The organism is Haloarcula salina (assembly GCF_049603855.1).
GTDB lineage: Archaea > Halobacteriota > Halobacteria > Halobacteriales > Haloarculaceae > Haloarcula > Haloarcula salina_A.
Window position 1 is genome coordinate 84,061 of sequence record NZ_CP187149.1, and the last position, 20,641, is coordinate 104,701.

At 58.0% G+C, this 20,641-nt stretch carries 25 protein-coding genes and 1 pseudogene; 22 read left to right on the forward strand and 4 right to left on the reverse strand.

The window, feature by feature from the left end:
* Window position 1: 1 nt before the first annotated feature.
* The 3 genes from ACOZ4I_RS19590 to ACOZ4I_RS19600 are packed head-to-tail and all read right to left on the reverse strand — an operon-like array spanning window position 2 to window position 3,368.
* Complete coding sequence (locus tag ACOZ4I_RS19590) at window positions 2–844, reverse strand: hypothetical protein (RefSeq protein ID WP_424005418.1); 843 nt, start codon at window positions 842–844, stop codon at window positions 2–4.
* Window positions 841–2,907 (reverse strand): hypothetical protein, encoded by a 2,067-nt coding sequence (locus ACOZ4I_RS19595; protein ID WP_424005419.1) that lies wholly within the window; start codon window positions 2,905–2,907, stop codon window positions 841–843. Before ACOZ4I_RS19595 ends, ACOZ4I_RS19590 begins: the two co-directional genes overlap by 4 nt.
* A 5-nt stretch (window positions 2,908–2,912) precedes the next feature.
* Window positions 2,913–3,368 carry a hypothetical protein gene (locus ACOZ4I_RS19600; RefSeq protein WP_424005420.1) on the reverse strand — a complete coding sequence of 152 codons (456 nt, stop codon included), beginning with the start codon at window positions 3,366–3,368 and terminating at the stop codon, window positions 2,913–2,915.
* 595 nt (window positions 3,369–3,963) lie between these two features.
* Between ACOZ4I_RS19600 and ACOZ4I_RS19605 the strand changes: the two genes are divergently transcribed.
* The 21 genes and pseudogenes from ACOZ4I_RS19605 to ACOZ4I_RS19705 all read left to right on the forward strand — a co-directional run bounded on the left by ACOZ4I_RS19605 (window position 3,964) and on the right by ACOZ4I_RS19705 (window position 18,821).
* Entirely contained in the window at window positions 3,964–4,254 is a 291-nt protein-coding gene (locus ACOZ4I_RS19605) for a hypothetical protein (protein WP_424005422.1), read from the forward strand.
* Window positions 4,254–4,582 (forward strand): annotated as a pseudogene (locus ACOZ4I_RS19610) (DUF7558 family protein). The gene ACOZ4I_RS19605 and the pseudogene ACOZ4I_RS19610 overlap by 1 nt, the downstream one beginning before the upstream one ends.
* Before the next feature lie 70 nt (window positions 4,583–4,652).
* Window positions 4,653–4,955 (forward strand): hypothetical protein, encoded by a 303-nt coding sequence (locus ACOZ4I_RS19615; protein WP_424005424.1) that lies wholly within the window; start codon window positions 4,653–4,655, stop codon window positions 4,953–4,955.
* A complete protein-coding gene (locus ACOZ4I_RS19620; protein ID WP_135823107.1) occupies window positions 4,956–5,468 on the forward strand; it encodes a hypothetical protein in 513 nt (170 codons plus the stop codon).
* Window positions 5,469–5,499: 31 nt separating this feature from the next.
* On the forward strand, window positions 5,500–5,829 hold the full coding sequence (locus tag ACOZ4I_RS19625; RefSeq protein WP_135823106.1) for a hypothetical protein: 330 nt from the start codon (window positions 5,500–5,502) through the stop codon (window positions 5,827–5,829).
* A gap of 666 nt (window positions 5,830–6,495) precedes the next feature.
* Window positions 6,496–7,362 (forward strand): DNA-binding protein, encoded by an 867-nt coding sequence (locus ACOZ4I_RS19630; protein ID WP_135823105.1) that lies wholly within the window; start codon window positions 6,496–6,498, stop codon window positions 7,360–7,362.
* 263 nt (window positions 7,363–7,625) lie between these two features.
* Entirely contained in the window at window positions 7,626–8,738 is a 1,113-nt protein-coding gene (locus ACOZ4I_RS19635) for a winged helix DNA-binding protein (protein ID WP_424005426.1), read from the forward strand.
* Window positions 8,731–9,444: a hypothetical protein gene (locus ACOZ4I_RS19640; RefSeq protein WP_135823103.1), complete on the forward strand. Its 714-nt coding sequence runs from the start codon at window positions 8,731–8,733 to the stop codon at window positions 9,442–9,444. Before ACOZ4I_RS19635 ends, ACOZ4I_RS19640 begins: the two co-directional genes overlap by 8 nt.
* 8 nt (window positions 9,445–9,452) lie before the next feature.
* Window positions 9,453–10,298 (forward strand): hypothetical protein, encoded by an 846-nt coding sequence (locus tag ACOZ4I_RS19645; protein ID WP_424005427.1) that lies wholly within the window; start codon window positions 9,453–9,455, stop codon window positions 10,296–10,298.
* Window positions 10,299–11,381, forward strand: coding sequence for a CBASS oligonucleotide cyclase (locus ACOZ4I_RS19650; protein ID WP_424005428.1), 1,083 nt, complete (start codon window positions 10,299–10,301; stop codon window positions 11,379–11,381).
* 22 nt (window positions 11,382–11,403) lie between these two features.
* Complete coding sequence (locus ACOZ4I_RS19655; RefSeq protein WP_135823101.1) at window positions 11,404–11,982, forward strand: hypothetical protein; 579 nt, start codon at window positions 11,404–11,406, stop codon at window positions 11,980–11,982.
* Window positions 11,983–12,077: 95 nt separating this feature from the next.
* Complete coding sequence (locus ACOZ4I_RS19660) at window positions 12,078–13,004, forward strand: transcription initiation factor IIB (protein WP_135823100.1); 927 nt, start codon at window positions 12,078–12,080, stop codon at window positions 13,002–13,004.
* Window positions 13,005–13,104: 100 nt separating this feature from the next.
* Window positions 13,105–13,992, forward strand: a complete 888-nt coding sequence (locus ACOZ4I_RS19665) for a hypothetical protein (RefSeq protein WP_135823099.1) — start codon at window positions 13,105–13,107, stop codon at window positions 13,990–13,992.
* Between the two features lie 144 nt (window positions 13,993–14,136).
* Window positions 14,137–14,325 carry a hypothetical protein gene (locus tag ACOZ4I_RS19670; RefSeq protein ID WP_135823155.1) on the forward strand — a complete coding sequence of 63 codons (189 nt, stop codon included), beginning with the start codon at window positions 14,137–14,139 and terminating at the stop codon, window positions 14,323–14,325.
* Between the two features lie 106 nt (window positions 14,326–14,431).
* Window positions 14,432–14,812, forward strand: a complete 381-nt coding sequence (locus ACOZ4I_RS19675; protein WP_424005431.1) for a hypothetical protein — start codon at window positions 14,432–14,434, stop codon at window positions 14,810–14,812.
* A gap of 68 nt (window positions 14,813–14,880) precedes the next feature.
* On the forward strand, window positions 14,881–15,543 hold the full coding sequence (locus ACOZ4I_RS19680) for a DUF6735 family protein (RefSeq protein WP_424005432.1): 663 nt from the start codon (window positions 14,881–14,883) through the stop codon (window positions 15,541–15,543).
* A 75-nt stretch (window positions 15,544–15,618) separates the two neighbouring features.
* Complete coding sequence (locus tag ACOZ4I_RS19685; protein ID WP_424005434.1) at window positions 15,619–16,041, forward strand: hypothetical protein; 423 nt, start codon at window positions 15,619–15,621, stop codon at window positions 16,039–16,041.
* A 106-nt stretch (window positions 16,042–16,147) separates the two neighbouring features.
* On the forward strand, window positions 16,148–16,639 hold the full coding sequence (locus tag ACOZ4I_RS19690) for a hypothetical protein (RefSeq protein WP_424005575.1): 492 nt from the start codon (window positions 16,148–16,150) through the stop codon (window positions 16,637–16,639).
* A gap of 3 nt (window positions 16,640–16,642) precedes the next feature.
* A complete protein-coding gene (locus tag ACOZ4I_RS19695; RefSeq protein WP_424005435.1) occupies window positions 16,643–17,008 on the forward strand; it encodes a DUF7568 family protein in 366 nt (121 codons plus the stop codon).
* A gap of 77 nt (window positions 17,009–17,085) precedes the next feature.
* A complete protein-coding gene (locus tag ACOZ4I_RS19700; protein WP_424005436.1) occupies window positions 17,086–17,481 on the forward strand; it encodes a DUF7567 family protein in 396 nt (131 codons plus the stop codon).
* A gap of 281 nt (window positions 17,482–17,762) precedes the next feature.
* A complete protein-coding gene (locus tag ACOZ4I_RS19705) occupies window positions 17,763–18,821 on the forward strand; it encodes an SPL family radical SAM protein (RefSeq protein WP_424005437.1) in 1,059 nt (352 codons plus the stop codon).
* 2 nt (window positions 18,822–18,823) lie between these two features.
* Here ACOZ4I_RS19705 and tcmP read toward each other — a convergent pair whose 3' ends face one another.
* Window positions 18,824–19,696, reverse strand: coding sequence for a three-Cys-motif partner protein TcmP (tcmP, locus tag ACOZ4I_RS19710; RefSeq protein ID WP_424005438.1), 873 nt, complete (start codon window positions 19,694–19,696; stop codon window positions 18,824–18,826).
* 365 nt (window positions 19,697–20,061) lie between these two features.
* Here tcmP and ACOZ4I_RS19715 point away from each other — a divergent pair, with 365 nt between their 5' ends.
* Window positions 20,062–20,634: a hypothetical protein gene (locus ACOZ4I_RS19715; RefSeq protein ID WP_424005440.1), complete on the forward strand. Its 573-nt coding sequence runs from the start codon at window positions 20,062–20,064 to the stop codon at window positions 20,632–20,634.
* Window positions 20,635–20,641: the final 7 nt, after the last annotated feature.

Genomic DNA, 20,641 nt, shown 5'->3' on the forward strand with positions numbered 1-20,641 from the left:
GCTACGTCTCCGTCTCCGTCTTCGTCGGGGTTGTGATGACTTCCTCTGGCTCACCAACTAGCGACTTTTTGCACCCATCAGTATTGTTATATTTGATGGTATGAGAAACTGTAACTGTATCACTCCAGAGGAAGTTAACTGCCAGATGGTGGTTAATATCAGCTATCTCACCAGCTTCATCAGCTCTTGCACATATTCCTGGGCCATCCTTGAGGAGAAAATCAAATTTAACGGCAGCAGATTCACCGGGCTCCACTGGTACAAAGCGATCACTTCTCGTTTCACCATCTAGAAGCGTCTGTGATGCTGCGTCTGTGCGTTGGCCCACGTTCCGCACAACCATCGCCAAGCTACCATCGACGAAGTCTGGATATTCAGTCCCAGGGATAACCTCCTCAAACTCAAACGTGGTGCCCAGTTCGAGTGGGAGTTCAGTTTCGACGTCATCACCACGGAGATAGAGCGTGTGCTGACCCCGAGGCAGCGGTTCATACGAGTCCTCTCCTTCTGTTAGCGAGAGGCGTGTCCGGGTTTCACCAGGACTGAAGTAGTCACTGGAGAACTCCCGACCGGACTCTGTGATGATGCTGACCGATGACGGCTCGATCTCATTGGTCACAGCCACTTCCAGAGCCAATTGGCGGCCGTTCTCTACAATCTCAATCGATGTCTCTTCGATGTAGTCGGACTGCTTTTCTGGCGGGCCGGCGCTTCCGTCACCTCTGTCACTGCTATCAAACAGCCCGCCACTGCATCCTGCAAGCGCGGCAAGACCCCCACTAAGGAGCCCAAGCACTGTTCTGCGGTCGATACTGCTGTTTTGTGGTATATCTTGCTTTGTCATGGATTATACCAACCAACAAATTTGCCTCTCGTCCAGACGTCGTAGCCATACAGCGCCAGCACAGCCGGCAACAACGTCAGGAGCGTCACTACAGCGAGGTCGATGAACTCCGCAAGGTCCGGGAGGTCGAGTTCATACGTAACCCGCTCTTGGGTGTCTCGTACCGGGACAGCACGCCCTTGCTCCCACCAGATTTGGGTCGGGCTGTACTGGATGATCGCCGAGGAGACTTCGCCCTGGTCGACGGTGACCGTAATCTCATCATCGCCAGACAGTGACCGTTCGACCCGGGACTGGCCCGTTGCGACAGTGACGTTCCCTGCCGCAATCGGGAAGCCAGCTGTCGGTTCGACCCGGACCAGCAGTTCCGTCGAGTTGTGGGTCGAGTTGACGACCTCGGAGGTGATGTTGACCTCGCGGATCGGCGTCGGGTTCGTTGAGTCCGCTGGCTGTTCGATGCTGTTCCCGCGGACGAGTCCGCGGATCTCGAAGTCCTCCGTCCGGAGTTGTTCCGCACTCCGAATGGTAAATCGGTCCGCCGTCGTGAACGTCTCCGAACGGTTGATCCGAATCTCCGGCGGGAGCGTCGTCCTGTTAGTCGCGTTCGCCGTCGTGTTCACAGTCGCATTCGTCGGATACGTCGCTTCGAGCGATGGGACGAACCGCCAGCCGTCGGAACTCTCATTTTGGACGCGGTTGACCGTGACCTCCGGGCCTTCCGTCGTTCGGACAGCGTGGGTTTCGAGTGGTCGTACTGGCGTCGTCGTGTTCTCCGACCAGTTCTCCCAGCCCGGCGGTGAGCGAGTGTAGAACCGCCACTGGCTCTGGACCCCATATCCGGCATCGAAGCGGACGCTTTGCCAGCTGCCGGGGATTACAGTCCCGATCCGATACTCGTCGGTTGTGGCCCCTCGGCCGTTGGGGACGACGCCGGGTTCAACGGTAATCTCCCGCTCGGAGAGATTCTCTACCTGGACCGTCCGTGAGTCCGTGACCGTCAGCCCATACTCGGTGACCCCGTCACCAATACGATTCGAGAGGTTCACCGAGATTATCGTCTCCAAACGAAGTTCGGTGGTTCCGTTGATCCCGGTATAGTTGAGCGTGGGCTGGGCGGCAGTGCTGTTGTCCATCTCCGTCCCGTTAGCGTACAGCGTCGTCTTCGTCGACGTGTTCACCAGCCGATAGTCATCCTCGACGAACTCCGAGAGGTCTATCCGGTAATCGTGGATCGCACGGACAGTCCCATTCGGACGGACCAGACGCCCTGTCCCCGACTCCTGATGGACAACTGTCGACGGCTCGACGCTAAAAAACGCGACGTAGGCGTCACGAATCCAGAGTCCAGAGCGAGTATCGGTGACGTTCACTGGTCGTGAGGAGGTCTCGATCCCAGTCCGGAACGAATCGTGTTCGGGCCGATTCCACAGCGCCACGTTTGATGGTTCACGAGAGACCATATCTCCCGTGCAGGAGGGCAGAACGGCTAGCGTGCCGTTCTCAGCCGCTGACCGGTCGGCCCGTGTGAGGTTCGGATGGTCTGGGTCGCCAGACCACAGCGCACGGAAGAACGTGTGATTGTGGTTGTAGGACCGGTTCGGAGGCACGACGCCTGCTGTCGCGTTGTCCCCAACAGAGGCATTGACCGGCGGATTCGAGGCGTTCTCATAGCACGAAACCTGCGCGCTGAGGTTCTGTCGCCTCGATCCTACTTCGACGGATCTGTTCGCTTCTGTTTGGTCCGCTGCTGACCCTCGATCAACGGTCTCGTTGCCCTTGGTTCCGTTGGCTGCTGTCCCGTTGTTTGCTGGCCCTCGGACTCTGGATTCATCGTTTTCAGTGTCGTTCGCTTGCGATCTCTCTCCGCTGGAGCCATTCGGTGCAGTGGCGTTTTGTTGGAGTACCCCCACGCCACTGAGACTCCTGTCGGTGAGAGAGTGTGCCGTCCCCCGCTCAATCTGGGCCGGGTCGCTGCCAGTGGCAGACGTAGGCCCCGCAGCCGCAGCTGTCGAGAACAGCGAGCAAAGGGCCGCGATCACCAGCAGTGAGCGGAGTGTTGGCATCGTATTTAGAATGGCGTCACGCAGTCCGAGAAGCCAAAGCCAATGTTGTCCCCGAACTTCGTGATGAGTTCTGGGGCCACGATTGCTAGCACGACAACGCCAAGGCCGACAAGCGAGAGGATGAGGTCCCGACGGGCCTCGTTTTGCTGGTTCGGGTTCCCCGACGCGCGCATGTACGAAAGACCACTGCGACCGACGAACACCATCGTTGCTGGGAGGCCAAGGCCAGCCAGTGCCCCGAAGACGACGTCGACACCGTCTTCAACCGCAGTATCACAGTAGATGTTCCCGACGTCGGTCTGGCCCATTGCAGAGCCAGCAAACAGTGTAAGGAGCAACAGTAGCTGCGTTGCCTGTCGCACGCCGGGCGTGAGCCAGGCTTGTGCGAACCGTCGCTTTGCGTGAGTGTAGAGTGTTGATTGTGAAGCCGATGCGTTCGATGCTTGTGTTTGGGTTGACATGGATGTCTCTGTTCGAAGCGTCTTGCTTACCCACCGATTCCCCACCGGTGATCCGCTGTCGCCGTTATATTTATTTTCTTACACAGTTGGTAAATTCCGCCTTGAATTCACCAGCATGTATTGATATTGGCCTGAATAAAAAACCTGTGAACGAACTATAGGGTTCTATTTTGTGATATGTAGTGTTAGACGGCAATGCCTTAATTTTCTAGTTGCATGACTTATAATGCTATCAAAAATATTTATTAGTTTACTAACTAATAAGATAATTTAATATTTCTGCTTTATCAGAATATCCAGAACTTATGCTATAATCAGTGCGTCATCACCGTCTAAATCCGCCGTGTTAGGGGTAGTTCACGATCCAACGACGACTCAGGCTTCGCCTGGCGGCTCTACAAACTAATCAGGAGTCCGGGATTCCGGATGTTTTTCTGGATTGTTTTTCTCTCTGCTCAGATAGGCTTGATTGAGGATACCTGAACGCCTGTATCAGTTTGTTATTGTAGGCGGAGGACTTGACGTAGCCACAGGCCACTCAGATGATACCAGGCGGGGCTTGCAGCGCGCGACAGCGTGCGCTGCGTGACTCATTATGCCTGGTCCTGATCCGTACGACGACACGAGTCGCGACTACGAACAGTTCGAGAAAGAACAGCTCGCCCAGGACCGCGACGCCACCAGCGTCAACACGGCGGACATCGACGACGCGACGGCCCAACGCCTAGTCAGCGACCTCGTCGACGCGGCCGTCGTCACTCCGGTTCCCGAGGACCACGTTCTGGTTCACGAACCGAGCGTCACCACGTTCGACTCATCGACGCAGCTGGCCGTCTTCCACCGTGGCTGGACGGCCGGCCGCGACGCCGACGGGGAGGGCGAATGATGCAGCAGACCCTCGGTGGCTGTGCCTTTTGCGACGCGCCGCCCGGTACCGAGACTGGCGAGGCCCATACCTTGGGGCAAGACGAGCGGGTCACCCACCCGATCTGCATCGACTGCGCGATCCAGACGGAGCCAGATCCCGACGAGCGCGATCACGTCGCCTGTGACGGCTGTGGACTGGTCGTCGACACGCTCGCGGCGCTCACCCGGTTCCGGGTCGAACTCGGGCATCTGGAAGGCCCGATACAGGTCTGTGCGCCCGCTGTAGTCCGGGCGGGCTCGCGACATACTGGACGCGCGATCTCGAGGAGCATCTCGTGTCCGAGTGACGCTAGGCCACGTGGGCTCACATTGTACACACGAAAACGGCTAAGTGCGTTGGCTCACAATGTACACATTATGAGCACCGATAAGAAGCGCGTGCAGTTTCGGGCCCCCAATCGGCTCATCGACCGGGCCGACGCACTGGCCGCAGTCCTCGGAGAAGACCGAACAGACGTCCTCGTGACCGCGCTTCGGGAGTACCTCCAAGACGCCGCTCACGACGACGCACTCACCCAGGAGATCGCCGCCGCCTATTACGACGATGAGATCAGCTTCGAGCAGGTCAAAGCGCTCGTCGGTGCCGAGGAGGCGGCAAACCTCCGCGTGTTGAAACAGCAGTTGGACGAGGACTTCATCGACGAGGTCGCCGACGCATAGATGTCGCGGCTTATCGCAGACGCCTCCGCCCTCGTGAGTCTCGGAATCGTTACTGACGACGACCCCGATCCACTCGCACTCTGTCTCTCCCGGTACGAGGTCGTCGTCCCAACAGCGGTCATCGATGAACTCCAAGAGATCGCCTCGTACGATGACGTCCATGGACACGCCGCGTCCGCCGTCCTCGACCAAACAGAGTCATTCACGACACAGTCGGTCGACCTCGATGCCGAGTTCCCCCTCGATGACGGTGAAAACGCGGCGGTCACGCTCGCGAACGATCTCAATGCTACGCTCTTCCTCTGTGACGAGTTCAACCAACTTGGCTTGATCCACGCCTCACTCGCTGATACTCGGCTCGTCACGACACCGACGCTGCTCTCGGTTCTCGTTCGAGCTGAACACCTATCAGCTGCCGATGCGCGGCTGCTCCTCGATGCGATCAGTGACGCCCGTAGCTGGGGCGCGAACAGTTACGTGCAGCGAGCTCGCTCATTGCTCAAGGAGCCCTGACACCGTGGAGGATCCTTCGAAGTGATTTGGAATGCCCGATAACGACGCTCTCTACGACGTTTGTGAACGAACCAAGAATCCCGAGCACGCATCAGTTGATGACGTGGTCGAACTCATCCTCGAGCGCGCACAGCATCCCCGGACGGAGCACCGGGACGCACATCTCGACGAGATGATGGCTACTGTCGTCGATAGGTACGGGACCGGCCCCGTCCGAACTGTTATCCATCGCGTTCTCGTCGACCACCACCCCTTTCGGACTGCCACGCATGACCTCGAGATGCGTAACGTCGACGGTGTTCGTATCGGGACAGCAGCCGGCCAGTTCCTGACAGAATTGAACGCGCAGCACGACGATTGAAATATAGTTTCTGAAAGCCCTCGGCCGCTCGGCATCCCGCGACCACCGCTGCGCGCCTCGTGCCTGCGGTGCTTGCGGGGTCGGGGGACGGCCGAGGCGGCCTCGCCCTTTCTGAGTCCACCAGGACGGTAGCTGGATCGCCGAGTGTCGCGGCCGGCTAGACTGGTGTGTCCGTTATGGCCCGCCCCGCTCGCCGCGTTCCGCCCTCCGCGTCGCTCGCGACCGACCATTCCGGGCGTGCGGGCGCTCTCCGCACCGCCCGCGCCCGTTCCGGGCTAAAATGGATGTGCCCTCGGCGCCAGCGGGTATCCCCGTCGGTTGCGCCCCTTGCGGGCTTTCGCGTTCCAGCGCTTTGTGCCGCCTGCGCTGTCGCGCGCCACACTGCGGCGCGCGTTCTCGGCGACAGTCGCCCTGGACACGGACCCGCACATCGGGCCGGACACGAGCGGGCATATCCCGCTGGCCGCTCGCTCCGGGCGGGTCGGTGCGCGGTGCTGGATGATCGTCCGCCTCGGGCGCGCTCTCGCTCGCGCCCACAGGGCGCTCGCGAAGGCGCGAGCGAGAGCGCGCAGATGGTTCTGTCGGTTGTTGTCGTCGAGGAAATCCGCGATGTTGTAGCATCGCGGTGTCGGGCGCGTGAGCGCCTTCAGGAACCAGTGAGTTCCAATGTCAAGTAAGAACGTCTCCAGTGAAGTAGTTTCGGTCGATGAACAGGCTTTCGAGAAACACGATGAAGTTGAGGTCGACGAGGATGGGTTCGAAGTCGTCGACGAGACCCCGGAGTTCCGGGCGACGGTCGACATGGAAGTGCAGGCGAAAGTCGATTCCAACCACCCAGATGCGCGGGTCAAGGAAGGCCCGGATCACATGTTCGGGAAGACTCTCGAACAGGAGGAGCGAATCGAGGCCCGGGAAGCCGAGCTGGAGCACATCAGTGCCCAGGCGGAACTCAGTCAACAGGAGGGACGCGCGAAGCGGACGCGGGAGGTCGTCGTCGAGCAGTGTGGCCTGGATGAGCCCGAACCGGTGGAGCGCACGGATCCACGGGAGAAACTGACGCAAGACGAACTCGCAGCGGTGAACAAGCAGGCGATGCGGATCTGCGACGAAGTGCAGGGCGGCTGGTCGAGAGCAGTCGTCGCGAAGCAGTTGGCCGAGAAGGTGCAGCGCGGAGAGGACGTGACGAAGGCGGTGCTGGAGACGTTGGAGGAGCAGAAGGCGGTCCCCGGTGCAATCGTGCCCATCGCGGATGTGCCGGACGTGCCCGTCGGGGAAGTGACGGTCCAGGGTGAAATCACTGAGCTCTGGGCTCCAAGTGACAACTCAATTCAACAAGTCGGGCTCATCGAAGACGAGAGCGGGCGCACGAAATTCACGGTCTGGGAGAAGAGCGGGAAAACGGTGGTTCGAGAGGGGCAGACGGTCAGATTCAGAGCGGTCAAGAAGAACTGGTACCAGGGCCGGTGCAGTCTCGCGATCACGGGCTGGTCGAGGATCGAATTCCCAGAGCGCGGTCGGTGGTGGGAAAAATAGCCAGTTAGCCCAGCCTTCTTTTTTTGCTGTGTGCCGGACCGGCCCTGACCCCCCCGCCCCACCCTCCGCTCCGTGCTCGCTCCCTGCGGTCGCTGCGCGCGCAGCCACAACCGTGGGGTGAATCGCCCCTGCCGTGCGAAATTGGGTCTGTGATGTGGTGTGTTTGCGGAATGAGCTGTGATTAGACGTGTTACTGACCCTAGTGTTTTATTACTTTGGGGAGAGTACGACAGTTTGAATAGAAGGGGTACTGTACGAAATCCATGGTTGATTCCGATAAGCAGCATCGATTCGAAGAAGCATTTGCACGCGGGCAACAGGGCGATATCAGCAACTACGAGGCCTGGCTACAGGACCAAGATATCCGCCCCGACCGTGTGACAGAAGGGTTCGTGTCACAGTATTTCCGGGAGCAACCGGAAAACGCACCCAACCACGACGCTCAGCTTGAGGAGATCGCTGAGTTCCTCGGGTTTTTCTCTCGACGAGAGGGACCTCATCATATCCCTATTGTCGGAGTAACCGGTATCGGGAAAACCCAGCTTCTTGCGACTATCCAGCATATGCTGGACCAGCTAGAAACCGGATTACCGTCCCGAGAGTATTCCGCGGCCCAATTCAAGGAGGATACAGAGGAGAGCGAACCATATTGGGACGGTGTTCTTGCTGAACTCAGCGACTTGGAGAAGGCCATCATCCTATTAGATGATTGCGAGGAGGATAAGCGGATTGAGCATTCGCTGGGAACGATTAGTAGCCGCATTGCAGATGTGTTCGTCGTGACGACATGGACGCCTGAACGATGGAATATGGTGAAAGACGAGATCAACGACACGCTCACGGTCTCACAGGTGGTGGAGCTTTCACCGCTAGATGAATCGACCACGATCGCGGCATTGGATGCGACGATGCAGGCGTTCAGTACAGCCCCAATCGAAGTATCCACAGATCTGTACCAGCGTATCTACGAGTACAGTTCTGGTATTCCCGGCCTGTTCCATCAACTCCTCCGTGAAACACTAAAAGAGACCTTTCTCAACGACCTGGAGCTTGGTGACGTTGGTGCAGTTGATGCAGCTGCACGGACGCTCCACCTAGACGGTGCAGCGGAACGTATCTACGAGTTATCGGAAAAACAGGTGCTAATCCTCAAACATGTGCTGTTGGCCCGGCATCCGCAGGGACGTCGACCTTCGGAATTGGTCGAACTCCTAGATCGGGACAAGTCCACAATCTCGTACCATCTCCAGAATCTCTTCGATGATTCGTTGTTAGAGAAAGAGAAGTCTGGTCGGTCCGTGTTTTACCGGGTGGCTGCCCCAGTGAAACCCTTAGTGCAGCGCCGCATTGCGCAGGAGGGCGAATTCCATGCCTAGTTACAAATTGATACCAACACCCCACGACGATCTCGATACGGACGACGTCGAGGATCGAGTTGCACAGCTCTCAGCCCGAGAATCAAACGCGGACTTAGGCCGGGGAACACTTCCAGAGACGTTAGACAGCGTAGCGACTGACGTCTTCTGGTTCGAGTACGCGATTGAACGAGAGTTTGAATACGAAACGCTAGGTGGTGAACACGAAACGAAGATCCTAGAGAAACACCCCGTTGTGTTCCTAGGCGGTGACTTCGTTGCCATCGGTAACTGCAACAAGGAAGTCGAAAACGAACTCCAAGAGTTCCTTGAGACCAATTTCGTCCCCGGCTACTCCCTCGAAACCCTCAACTTCGAAGAAAGCACGCTCCAGCAGATCATCGAACAGGCGCCGGACATTGTCAAAGCAGACCTCAACCCGACGCAGACCTCAGAGCCAGAGCAAATCTCAGGCCGAGACCGGCGCAGCCTGAAAGCCACGGACTTCTGGGACCGGTACGAAGGCGAACCCGTCTCCAAGGTCAAGGTAAAGCTGCCAAACGAGGGTACTGAAATCACGGTCGGGTTCGATAAACGCGGCATCGTCATCCTGTATGAACAATCGCTGACCATGCGGGAACAGGTAGAGGCGTTACAGTACGTTGCGGACAACGTCCTCTCTCGGTTCATCGACCCGCATTATCAGACGACGCTCCTCGGAGAGTGATCTAACCAATGACACAACACCAGATCCCCACTGAAAATCACCAGGGATTCAACATCGCATCGACAGACGAAGCACCAACTGGGCCTGTCTTACTCATCGAACGACAGGAAGCCCACGATCGCTTCCACAATGACCACCCCCGCCAGTTGACAGTGCTGCTTCGGATAACCGCTGTAAAAACGTTAGTCAACAAGGGAGAAACAGCTGAGTCCTATTTCGGAGAGCGTATCACTGTCATTACGACCACGACGATCAACGACCGCCTGCTCTCCGACCTCGGATGGGACGACGAACTCGCGTTGATCCAGCAATTCCAACCGGACTTTCACATCCCGTGCGACTACCCCGTTTACAAGGAGAACGACCCGCTGCTTCGGCGAAAGCACGTGCTCCAATGCCTCAAAGGAACGATCTGGATGGCCAGCAATCTCTACGGCGCTAAAACCCGGATCATTCCTCTGCTGAAAGGTGAGACGCCGCATGAGCGCCGGCTCTGCTACCAGGTCTTTCAGTATCTCGGGGCCCGATATTGCGTGTTCTACGGTACGCAGTACTTTACGGCGAACATCGGGTTCTACCAGCTCCAAGAGGATCTGCGAACCGTCGTCTCCGAAGCACCCGATCTTCAAGTGATGCTTATCGGCCTGCAAGCCACGCATCGACTGGAACAGCTTCCACCACAGATCGTGGCCGCTGCAGGCCAACGCTGGATTGACGAAGTCCAGCTCCGCGACATTCCCTACAAACAATCACAGGAACGCTACACACAGATGGAGGCCAACATCAATGGTGCGCTCGGACGTGGACAGATGCCGATTATGGCCTGGTCGAGCAGTGAGGAGGTGACGGCATAAATGGGGGGCGGCTACAATTCCACCGGACAGACGTACTCACATAGCGGCCGCGAACCTGGAGACACCGGCGGAGCTGGCCAAGCACTCCATGACGCCATTTCCGGCGATCCCGAACCGGAGTCCAAAGAGGAATCGGAGAAGGACGAAGTCGAGGATTGCTACGAGGATCACGTCGAGGAAACCGAGATCACTGACCGTCAGACAGAGACGATCTCTGATCGGCGCGACGTGCTCGTCGATATTCTGAGCGAGGACATGGAGATAGAGGACAGCCAACTAATCGGGTCCTACACGCGGGGCACAATGACGGCTCCCTTGAGCGAGGATTCGGACGCTGACGTGATGATCGTTCTCGATGCTGACGAACACCGGCAATGGATCGAACAGGAAAATGGACCACGCAACTGTCTGAATGCTATCAAGCGGCGTATCGAGAACGACCCCCGGTTCTCACAGACCGAGGTGAAGGTCGATCAGAACGTCGTCCAGGTCAAGTACCATGATTCGACCATCGAGATCGCACCGGCCTTTCACTATAGTGAGGTGCCCCATGCGGACCATCCACGGGGGATGTTCGGCCTGTTCACCGACGCAAGCGATGGTTATGCCATTCCGGATACGCATGGCGGGCAGTCGTGGCAGGGCACCAATCCCCGCAAGTACAAGCAGATGTTCGATGCTCGGGACCAAGCACACAATGGGAAAGTCTCCGGGCTAACCCGAACAATGAAAAAATGGGCCGAGACCACCAACGTCCCCGTGCGCTCATTCCACATGGAGACGATGGTCTACAATTACTTCGAGGAGAAGGCCCGCCGCGGTGAACCGGTCCCGGACACCTACCAGGAAATGACCCGTGAATTTGTCCAGACCCTGCCCAACCGGGTCAAGAGCCAGACAAAGGAGCCCGTCTATGATGAACGGGTCGACCAGGGAATGAGCCGTAGCGAGCGTCGAGAAGCCGCGAAAAAAGCGAAGTCGGCCAAGAAGAAACTAGAAGAGGCGAAGCAGCTTCAAGAAGAAGGAAAGACCGAGGAGGCGAAAGAAAAGCTGCAAGACGTCCACGGAGACGACTTCAGCTAGACAACAACGAAGGTGATGCTGGATGGATGACGATGACGTTGATCTCGATTTCCGTAACCGGATCTACAATCGGGCATTAGAGGAACAGAATAGCAACCTCTGGAACTTCAAACGATTCTATACAGCCGCCAGTTTTTGGGGCTGGATCGACGTCGGTTCAGCAGTCCTCACCGCGATCATGGGCGCAATCCTCACCTATGGATTAGCCTGGCGAACCATCCCACTCTGGAGCATGGTTTCGCTCTCCCTCCTCGTAGGCACTATTTCACTCGCAAAAGCAAACCGGAAGCCGGGGCAGCGCGCAGAAAAGCTCCACGACATGGGTCGGAGTTACCAAGAGCTTCACGACGAGATTAAAGATTTCATCGAGCTCGATTTGAAGGACGGAAATCGGGACAAGGAATGGCTTCGAGACAGATTTGAAGAACTCGCCGTCAAGCGGCATGACCTGAAGTCAGAAGCGAAACTAAGCGGACTGTGGTACCGATGGCTGAAATGGCGACGCGAGGACGAAATCTACGAAGAAGCCACGACCACTGACGAGGAACGACAGTACTTAGATTCGGAAGGATTCAACGACGGTCGCGATAAGAAATTCTAAGGAAGTATTGAGTGCGACACCGCGTAGCGTTTATTGACCCCTCGATAGGTGAGGGGCTTGCCGTACTGGCAAGTTCCCTGAACACGGTGAGAACCATGGCAACCAGAGACATCTACGAAACTGGCTTTGACGAAGACGTCCGAACGGAATCGAGTGCGAACCAGTGTCCCGAGTGCGACGGCCGGGTCACCACCAACGCAGTCGAAACCATCTGCGAGGATTGTGGCCTGGTCATCGACGAGCAGCGGATCGACCACGGGCCAGAGTGGCGAGGGTTCGACGTAGACGAACGGGAGCGCACGGGTGCTCCGTTGACGGCGGCACGACACGATCGAGGGTTATCGACGGAGATCGGCCGCGGGACCGATGCGAACGGGAACGAACTCTCAGGACAGAAGCGACGGCGGCTCGCTCGGATGCGGCGTGAACAGACCCGTGGGCGGTTTCAGTCGAAAGCTGAACGCAACCTCGCACACGGGCTTAGTGAAGTCCGCCGGATCAGTAGTGCGCTCGAACTATCTGAGACGACCCGTGACCAGGCCTGCCAACTATTCCGTAGCGCTCAGAACGAGGACCTCCTGCAGGGCCGGTCGATCGAGGCGATGGCCGCCGCGAGTGTCTACGGCGCGTGTCGGTGTAACGGGCGGCCGCGAACGCTCGACGACATCACCGAGTCGGCGCGCGTCGAGCAATCGCGGGTGACGAACGCATACACGACGCTGAATACGGAACTTGGCCTGCCGGCCCAGCCGGTGACGCCCAGTGCGTTCGTTCCGCAGTTGGCCTCGGAGCTCGACGTCTCCGATCAAATCCGGCAGCGGGCTCGGCAGCTGGCAGAAGCATCGGAATCAACCGGGGCAACCACGGGAGTTCGGCCGTCCGGGTTCGCCGCAGCCTGTCTGTACAAGGCCGGACGCGAAGACGGACGGTGGCTCACCCAGTCGGACGTCGCTGACGTTGCGAACGTCTCGGTAGTCACCGTGCGGACCCACCGCGATGCGCTGGACGAACTGGCTGTCTAACGCCCACACTGCTGATTTTCGTTTGTATGTCTGTAGGCTGATTGATGTGAGAGCCATTGTTTAAATCCGAAGACGAAGCATGATACGGCCAGATCACTCTATGACCGACCAGTACGCCGACTACGAAGCCCTCCGACCGCTCGGCGAAGCGACCCACGTTCCCGACGATCAACTCGCCAGTAGTAGTGGCGAGCCCCGGCGGCAACGCTCTGGTGGCGTCGACACGGACTATCCAGATGGCCCGACAGCAGATGAGACCGAGTGCGCTTCCTGTGGAGCGTCAATCCCCGCTGGCCAGTCGAAGTGCCGATTCTGTCTCACGAACCATCTCGAAGCAGCCGACGATCAGGACACATCGACTGCCGAAACGACTCTCCTCCACGTTATCCAGCTGCTCGTCGAGGCGTCGACGTTCTACGGCGCCGTCGGGAAGGGATCTGCTGCGGCCACCCTCCTCGCGAGGGCAGATGATGACCCAGTAGTCGATGACTGCAAGCTAATCTATGATCTCGACGAGGAACCGGCCCCACAGCTTGTCGATCAGTGGCCCTCGCTCCCCTCGGCGACACAGGTCACGTCTGAATGTGGTAATCAGCTGCTCGCGGCTGCTCGTGAGCGGACGGCGTGGACAGAGACGACGCAGTCCTGTCACGACGGCGAGCACACGACGGTCCTCTACGAGGAAACCGGGAGTGGGGTTCACTCCGAAGAGCGTCTTGCAAGCCTACGTGAGGACGCAGACGACGACCTCTGGCTGGTGCCGGCGATTGCGCTCCAGGAATCCGTTGGCAAGACCGATACCGAACAGCCACAACGCGAGCACCCAAACAGAACTCACCTCGAGTGTCGGGAGTGTGATCGGGAGACTAAGCATCGATTTCGCGATTTCGAGGCTGCCCCCGATGACGAATGGACCGGGCAGCCAATGTGGGGCTGTCAGCGGTGCGGCACGCCACGCTACGGGCCCGAACCCGAAGCCGGTCAGTAAAGACGACGTCAAATTAACCAACAATTCTGGTGTCGGCTCGGAGTTGTTGGTTAACAGAAGCCAGCTCGCGACCACCAGACGATACCACACCTGCTGACTGCCCGCCGGTGTTTTTCGGCGCCGAGAATCGGCGGAGGCGCACATATGGACCCACGAGACACACCCGGCTACCGGCTGCACCGCGCGCTCAACAATCTCACCAGTATCGACGGCGAGCAATTGGAGCCCGCCGACCGAGAGCGGATCAGCACAGCAACGACGCTTCTGGAGCAGGCAGAACTCCTCACCCGGCCGGATGCGACGGCAGACGACGACACCAACGGAGAGGCCTGACCGCACGACGCATCGGCAATGCGGCGTCCTGTGGCTGACACAGCGTGAGCGGTTGTTCGCCCCCTGAAGGGGTGCGGGGGCGCGAGACCGCTCCCGAGAACAACCCATGGCAACACTCCAAGCCGCAACGACATCGACCGGCGCGCTCGTAACAGACTCACAGGCAGTCCGCGAGCTCTGTGAGAACCACTGCTTCGGGACGCTCAACTGGGAGGTGGACGACGACGGCGAACTGATCATCTGGGGCTACGACAGCTTCGAAGTGTACGAGGCCCGTGAGAACGGACTTCCTGACTACGACGGTGGCATCGTCACCCACGAGTTCCTCCGGTCGCTCGCGGAGTATCTCGAACCGAACGAAGAATTCGACATTCAGACAGCCGGATTTACCAAGTGCCGATTTCCCGTGCTGGCGAAACGGTACGTCGTCCGCGACGGTGAGGTGCTGTACGCGGACCTCAGTTCCCCCGACCTGATCGACGAGTAGCGTTGTTCGTCCCCCGGGAGGGGTGCGGGGCGATCCAGTCGTGGGTCGTCCTGCAAGGTGATTGTTCAATGGGCCACCGCGCACTCGTTGCGTACGAACGAACTGACGGACAGTACACGCTCCACTACTCTCATTGGGGTGCAGCGAATCTCAAGCTCAAACACCGAATTTCGGCTGAAACCCCGTTCGGTGGCGAAGACACCGACTCGAAGTGGGCGAAACAGCTGCTGGCGGAACTGGCCGATGGCCTCGAAGCAGATGCCGTCGACGGCTACCTCGCCGGCGAAGACCTCCCGTCGACGGTCGTCGAGCCGAAGCCCCGCGCCACCGGCCTCACGCTCGAGGAGATTATCGCTGACCATCTCGACTACCTCCATCACGAGGCGTTCTACGTGGTGTCATCGACCTTCGAGGTGACTGCCTACCGGACACTGTGGTTCGGCCTACAGTACGACTCGGAGACAGTCGACCACGACGAGACAGTCGGCAACGGGGCGCTCGCCACCGTCCGATGGCACGACGGCAAGCCGGTCGGCGACGGCCATCTGAAGGGGCAGTTCCGGGCACTGAAAGACGTCGTTGGCGATATGGTCGACAAGGGTGTGTTCACCCAGTCGACGGCCCGCCAGTATCTCAAGCAGAAACTCGGCGAGTGGGTCGGGAACCGCCAGGAACTGCGTATCCCAGGCGGTGAATCACCGTCCCCGGACGCGACACTCAGCCGCTCGTAGACCGATCTGCGTCGAAGCAGATGGTGGTTTTTCTGGGGCAGAAAGGACTGAGCCCCACCGTAGGCTCGTGATTAGATGCCCGAGAAACCAGACGACGACCCATTCCACGATTGCGAGTTAGGTCCCGACGCAGTCCTCGGGACCCGTACCTTCCACGATGTCCTGTTCACCAACGATACCGAGACGCCGGTAAACGTGCTGACCGGCGAGACGCCCGCACATTCGCAGGCGACCGTCGAGGAAGCGAAGGCGTTCGCTGCGAGTATCGACACGGACACACCACAAATCGCGCTCCCGGCCTCTGTCGAGACGCAGGTCGAGACCCAGAGCAAGCCCTACACCTCAGCTGCGTTCTTCCACTTCAAGGCGACGGGGTCACTCGAACTGCACCGTGCCTACCACGCCGCGTACGACTCGGATGCGTTCACCGTCGACTTCGAGGCCGACTACGCGTCGGGCGATCTAACCATCACAGTCGACCGAGCGAACGAGTCCTAAGAATCGACCGCTAGATCAGGTTTTTCGAGCGCCGGCGATGGGTGCCGGCGCAGCAGGGGTGAGCGAGCAACGACTCCCGGTGCGTCGGCGCTTCGAGGTGTTCGAGATGCACATGGTCATTTACAGTCTGGTAGAAGCATCGACAGAAGACGAAGCACTATCCACCGGAAAGACGGTGTTCGACCGCCTGGTCGGCGCGGACCCACACGCTGGCGCCGTCTTCGACTACCACGTGACGTTCGACGAGGAGGATACGTCCGTTGCGGGGAAGGCGCGATGGGGTGAGTTACCGACTGCAGCCCCCGTCGACTCCGATGACGGCCAAGACCTGCTTGAGCGTGGCTGGGAGGCGACGAAAGAGGAGTTCGAGCGGAATCTCGAACGGGTGAGGGAGGCACTTGACGAACTTTCCGATGAGGAGATCATGCGCGACGAAGATCTCGCTCGGCACGCCTTCCACCAAGTCGGCGCCTACGACGGGCCAACGATCTTCTTGTACAACGAATATGCGAACGGTATCCGTCACCGTGAGCAGCTGGATCGAGTGCTGGAGGAGAGTGAAGAGCTCTGGGTCGTGCCCGCAGACGTCCACTTCTAACAGATGCCCCGGATCACCAACTGGCGACGCGAGAGCCGCACGCCCACACTCGCATACCGGAATACCGAGACCGGCGCTCGGGCGGTCTTACACCGAGCACCGGATTCGTACCGCTACAAGTGGCGTGGCGTAATCCTCGTCGACGGCTACCCAGTGTGGTCGCGGGGGTACGAGACGAAGGACGCGAAATCGTTCCGTGATGAGCTCCGGGAACGGCCAGCGCCCGAACTGAGTTGTCCCGAGTGTCCGAACAGCGACGTGGCAATCGGTGGGAAAACGGCTGACGGTGCGAAGATTCAGCGCTGGTTCGAGTGTCGGAACTGTGGGTACGAAGCATCCTCGCGAATCGTGTACGGCGCCGAGCGCTGATTGATAGGAGCGTATCTGTGGTGACGTTTATTTTGGGCCGGAATGGGTGGCCGGTCTCAATCGGGCCAGATCCATAGATGAGTCTGGAAGTCATCGACCGCCACAGTGAAGCACTGTTCGAGTTCCTCTGGTGTCCGGTCTGCGGGCACGAGATATTCAGTCACATCCCCTTCGAGGGGATGTTCTGCAAGAACTGCAATACGCAGGTTAAACTGCAAGAGTCACGGGAGACACGTGGCTACGAGGAGGCCGTCCTCGCCTGCTTCGACACCGATTCGACGTGGAACCTCCACGTCGACGAGAAGCTCCGTCGCGATCTTCCGGATGGGTCGGCGCGGGTGAAGGTCCTCGGTGCCCCAGGCGACTATGAGGTCGATTGGTGGAGTCCGGAGCCAGGTGAGGATTGGGAGCCTGTCGAACGCGGCGAGTTCGACGACATCGAGGAACCAGAGAAGGTGTCACATCTGGCGTAGTACCTTGTTGGACACCTCAATCGGTGATAGGTTTCAGTGACCGGGTGTGACCCAGAACAGATAGGAGTAGAAGGGACGATCGGTTAACCGACCTGCAACGTTATTCTGCCAGCCAAACCATCTACATTCAGTTTCACTCTCCACCCCCCACAGTGATTTATATGGAGCATAGAGACATGTATAATGACACTTAGCAATCAGACAGAAAAGCACACCACTCCCATCCAGCCGCCGAACCAAGAACTCAGGGAACGGAAGTACTCCCCCGATATAATCGGTTCATGAGTGAACCAAACAGCGAAGTTACGACCGGTGAAGACCCAACGAAAGCTGTTCTGAGCGAGTCAGGGCTCAACAGCAAGCATCTCTGCGACTACGTTGTGAACGTCGCCACCGGCTGCCGTCATGGATGCAAGTTCTGCTACGTTCCTTCCACACCAAGCGTTCGAACCCGGCCGGAGATGCTGAAAGAAAAGGCAGATGTCGATGACGCTCAACGGGAGTGGGGGCAATACGTGCTCTACCGCGACGGACTAGCCGACCGATTAGATGATCAGCTCAGTCGGAAGCAATCGTGGAAGCGGACTCCACGCGGTTGTGGCGTTGTCGGCATTTCGTTCTCTACCGATTGCTACATGGACGGCCGGGCGGGGAAGATCACCCGAAACGTCGTGGATACACTGGCTGACCACGGGAAGTATGCTCGTGTACTCACGAGGAACCCGATACTCGCGCTCCAGGACATTGAGACGTTCCAGAACGCCGACGAGTACGTCACAATCGGCTCATCAATCCCTTCGATGAATGCTGACCACGTCGGTGCGATTGAACCACGAGCACCAGCACCTGAGCATAGACTGCGTGGGTTGAAAGAATTCAGCGATCAAGGGGTGCAAACCTTCGTGAGTATGAGCCCCACGTACCCAACACAATCTAGGGAGGATCTCAAGAACCAATTAAAGAGACTGGCACAGTGCAATCCGTCGGTCATCTTTCACGAACCGATTAATCCCCGCGGCGCGAATTTCGAAATGACCGTGAACGCGGCACGAGAAGCCGGTGAAACGGAACTAGCGGATTCTCTCGACGAGTTACGTGAACGTTCTAATTGGGTTGAGTACTCCGTGAAACATCTGTACTGGGTACAGGAACTTGGAGAAGAACTTGATTTACCAGTTCATCTCTGGCCGGATAAACAGCTGCTGAAGCACGTACCAGAGGAGATTGGGGAATGGTTGCGTGCGTGGCGTAACCGTCAATCCCCGGAACCATTCGGAGAACGCACCTTACCGTCAAACGAACCGCCTACGGTCAATCGGAGTTTCACGACAGCCGACTAAATTTAGAAGAACCCACTCAGCCCTGGTTGCCCCATCCGTTCGCTTGCCTTCTCCCACAGGGAGTCTTGTTCCATTATATCTTCCATGATTTCTCGTACGCGGTCGTTTGTACAGGCGAAAACGAGATCGAATCGTTGACGGGCATCGTTCGGGGACACGAGTTCTTTCGTTTTTACCGGTTCAATCGATTCATTTTCTTCAAGTTTCTCTTTGTACACTTTGACGTATTCCTCAGCAGTTGCAGCATTGGGCCAGTCATCATCACCCATCGTTCGAGTTACTGCGCCATGGGCGTGCTCAGCGCCTTCAGCAGCACTTCGAAGGACACCCGTGGTTTGGTACGTGACTAAGATGTCCATGTTTGATCTTTCGATAAGGGTGTCCAGTGTGGCCTTCTTCGCGGTCAGGCCTTTCGGGTCGATAAACGCGAACCAGTGGTGATGATCGTTCGCTTTGTCGGCAAGAAAAGTTGTACCCCTGTTTGAGTCCATTTGCATTATCCGAATGTACGGGTCGTCACAGCGAGCTACGAGGAAATCTTCATCATCGACTGCCGTCGGGTAAACATCGAATTCGAAGCCGAACCGGTCCGACAGAGTCTCGTGTAGCGTGTGGAAATGGTCTTCGTCAAGTTCGTATAGGTAGAATCGATCGAACGAGTCAGCGTAATTCTCGATTGCGAGGATTGCTGATCCGTCGATTGTGACGCCGTTATCGTTTACTTCGGTTTTTCCGGTGCCAGCGTGAGAGTCGATGTACCACTTCTCACCTCGCCAATTCTTGTCCATAATAGTCGTGTAGACATCGAGATACTCGTCAAGGATGACCAGCTTGGCTGCAGTTTTCAGATCTCCCCCGCTGAAATGCTCCTTCATACCGTTACTCCTGTAAACAATCCTCAGGATTCATGATAAACGTTCGGTCGGCAAACACGAAGTCCATAGTTCTCGGAGGAAGTACTCGTTCGCCAAAAGCCGCCATTTGACTCGGTATCTCAACCGCTGATGGTGGTGGTCTCAGAAACCTCGACGTTTCAAGTCGACTCAGAGCCCGCTATTCAACACAGTAGGATAGAACCCAATTCAGTAGCTGAATAGATTCTCTATGTAAATCAGCCGGTTCTATCAGGGTGTGCGGACTTCAGCTGAGTCAGTGGGATGAAATTCACGCAGTCTACGAGTTCGTGGGGTGTTTTCTGCGCCAGAGATGGGTGCCGGCGCACACGCGCCGGCGATGATCGATGTCGACACGAAGTCAACTCCGATTCGTCGAACGAGTGGACCAAGACGGCGAACCAACCGATAACGACCGCGTCGCCCAGGTGTACCGACATTCGGACGGCTACCCGGAGAGCGTGCTTCGCGATCTTGCGCAGTTGAAGGAACTTCTCGACGCGACCCGCGCCGAGCGAGGACCGGGTTACACGGCAGCGTCGTTCGTGTTCCTCGACAAGCTCTCGACAGTCGACCTGTATCTGGATGGTGACCCAGACCGAACAATCGACGCAACACAGCCAGCGGATCTCCTTGACGCGTCCAATATGGAGCATCTGGACCAGCCACTGTTCCTGCTTGGGCATGGCGTCGAGAATCCAGCCGACGGTATCCACGGCGACGAGGAGTACCTCTACGTCGTCGAACTCCCGACACAGAATCCGTTCGAGGAGCCATCCAAGTGGACGGTCAAGGTGAGCGGTCACTCCGCGTTCCCCCGCTGGGATGGCCCGACCGAGGAAGCCTTCGAGCGGGCTAGCTGGCAGTTCCACGGCCCGCTTGAGCACGCGCTCGAAGAGATGGTCACTGAGCCGGCGTGAACACCGA

Excerpts from the sequence above, each read along its gene's own strand:
- ACOZ4I_RS19660 (WP_135823100.1), top strand. The coding sequence starts at position 12,078 with ATGGCAACCAGAGACATCTACGAAACTGGCTTTGACGAAGACGTCCGA.
- ACOZ4I_RS19600 (WP_424005420.1), bottom strand. The coding sequence starts at position 3,368 with ATGTCAACCCAAACACAAGCATCGAACGCATCGGCTTCACAATCAACA.
- ACOZ4I_RS19615 (WP_424005424.1), top strand. The coding sequence starts at position 4,653 with ATGAGCACCGATAAGAAGCGCGTGCAGTTTCGGGCCCCCAATCGGCTC.
- ACOZ4I_RS19595 (WP_424005419.1), bottom strand. The coding sequence starts at position 2,907 with ATGCCAACACTCCGCTCACTGCTGGTGATCGCGGCCCTTTGCTCGCTG.
- ACOZ4I_RS19635 (WP_424005426.1), top strand. The coding sequence starts at position 7,626 with ATGGTTGATTCCGATAAGCAGCATCGATTCGAAGAAGCATTTGCACGC.
- ACOZ4I_RS19590 (WP_424005418.1), bottom strand. The coding sequence starts at position 844 with ATGACAAAGCAAGATATACCACAAAACAGCAGTATCGACCGCAGAACA.
- ACOZ4I_RS19665 (WP_135823099.1), top strand. The coding sequence starts at position 13,105 with ATGACCGACCAGTACGCCGACTACGAAGCCCTCCGACCGCTCGGCGAA.
- ACOZ4I_RS19695 (WP_424005435.1), top strand. The coding sequence starts at position 16,643 with ATGCCCCGGATCACCAACTGGCGACGCGAGAGCCGCACGCCCACACTC.
- ACOZ4I_RS19655 (WP_135823101.1), top strand. The coding sequence starts at position 11,404 with ATGGATGACGATGACGTTGATCTCGATTTCCGTAACCGGATCTACAAT.
- ACOZ4I_RS19715 (WP_424005440.1), top strand. The coding sequence starts at position 20,062 with ATGTCGACACGAAGTCAACTCCGATTCGTCGAACGAGTGGACCAAGAC.
- tcmP (WP_424005438.1), bottom strand. The coding sequence starts at position 19,696 with ATGAAGGAGCATTTCAGCGGGGGAGATCTGAAAACTGCAGCCAAGCTG.
- ACOZ4I_RS19640 (WP_135823103.1), top strand. The coding sequence starts at position 8,731 with ATGCCTAGTTACAAATTGATACCAACACCCCACGACGATCTCGATACG.
- ACOZ4I_RS19685 (WP_424005434.1), top strand. The coding sequence starts at position 15,619 with ATGCCCGAGAAACCAGACGACGACCCATTCCACGATTGCGAGTTAGGT.
- ACOZ4I_RS19620 (WP_135823107.1), top strand. The coding sequence starts at position 4,956 with ATGTCGCGGCTTATCGCAGACGCCTCCGCCCTCGTGAGTCTCGGAATC.
- ACOZ4I_RS19625 (WP_135823106.1), top strand. The coding sequence starts at position 5,500 with ATGCCCGATAACGACGCTCTCTACGACGTTTGTGAACGAACCAAGAAT.
- ACOZ4I_RS19675 (WP_424005431.1), top strand. The coding sequence starts at position 14,432 with ATGGCAACACTCCAAGCCGCAACGACATCGACCGGCGCGCTCGTAACA.
- ACOZ4I_RS19705 (WP_424005437.1), top strand. The coding sequence starts at position 17,763 with ATGAGTGAACCAAACAGCGAAGTTACGACCGGTGAAGACCCAACGAAA.
- ACOZ4I_RS19630 (WP_135823105.1), top strand. The coding sequence starts at position 6,496 with ATGTCAAGTAAGAACGTCTCCAGTGAAGTAGTTTCGGTCGATGAACAG.
- ACOZ4I_RS19700 (WP_424005436.1), top strand. The coding sequence starts at position 17,086 with ATGAGTCTGGAAGTCATCGACCGCCACAGTGAAGCACTGTTCGAGTTC.
- ACOZ4I_RS19650 (WP_424005428.1), top strand. The coding sequence starts at position 10,299 with ATGGGGGGCGGCTACAATTCCACCGGACAGACGTACTCACATAGCGGC.
- ACOZ4I_RS19680 (WP_424005432.1), top strand. The coding sequence starts at position 14,881 with ATGGGCCACCGCGCACTCGTTGCGTACGAACGAACTGACGGACAGTAC.
- ACOZ4I_RS19670 (WP_135823155.1), top strand. The coding sequence starts at position 14,137 with ATGGACCCACGAGACACACCCGGCTACCGGCTGCACCGCGCGCTCAAC.
- ACOZ4I_RS19645 (WP_424005427.1), top strand. The coding sequence starts at position 9,453 with ATGACACAACACCAGATCCCCACTGAAAATCACCAGGGATTCAACATC.
- ACOZ4I_RS19605 (WP_424005422.1), top strand. The coding sequence starts at position 3,964 with ATGCCTGGTCCTGATCCGTACGACGACACGAGTCGCGACTACGAACAG.
- ACOZ4I_RS19690 (WP_424005575.1), top strand. The coding sequence starts at position 16,148 with ATGCACATGGTCATTTACAGTCTGGTAGAAGCATCGACAGAAGACGAA.